1 protein-coding gene is annotated in these 459 nt (G+C 35.5%); it reads right to left on the reverse strand.

Going from position 1 to position 459, the window contains the following annotated elements; genetic code table 11:
* Positions 1 to 24: 24 nt before the first annotated feature.
* A partial coding sequence (gene tnpA, locus FC19_RS07935) for an IS200/IS605 family transposase (RefSeq protein WP_057876446.1) occupies positions 25 to 459 on the reverse strand: 435 nt, incomplete at its 5' end.

Here is a 459-nt window from a genome sequence, read left to right on the forward strand (position 1 = left end):
ACTACCAACCGCTACCGCATTATTCTAATCTCGTTTTGACTTTTTAAATGGATCAATATATTCCCGTTTACTAATGCTATCATTGACCTGATCTTCCGCTTCTTGTTCTCGAATGTATTTCTGGATAATTCTTTGATTTAACCCAACCGTGCTAACATAATATCCACGCGCCCAAAAACTTCTATTGCCGTAATTATATTTTAAATTGGCATGTCTTTCATGAATTATAACGGCGCTCCTCCCTTTCAAATATCCCATAAATCTAGAAATACTCATCTTCGGCGGTATTTTTACTAGCATATGTATATGATCTGGCATTGCATGTGCCTCAATAATTTCAACATCCTTCAATTCACACAACCGTCGAAGAATATGTCCAACATCTTTTCTTAATTGTCCATAAATTACTTTTCTCCTGTATTTGGGCGTGAAAACAATGTGATACTTACAATTCCATCT

It is taken from the genome of Liquorilactobacillus aquaticus DSM 21051 (assembly GCF_001436755.1).
Taxonomy (GTDB): domain Bacteria; phylum Bacillota; class Bacilli; order Lactobacillales; family Lactobacillaceae; genus Liquorilactobacillus; species Liquorilactobacillus aquaticus.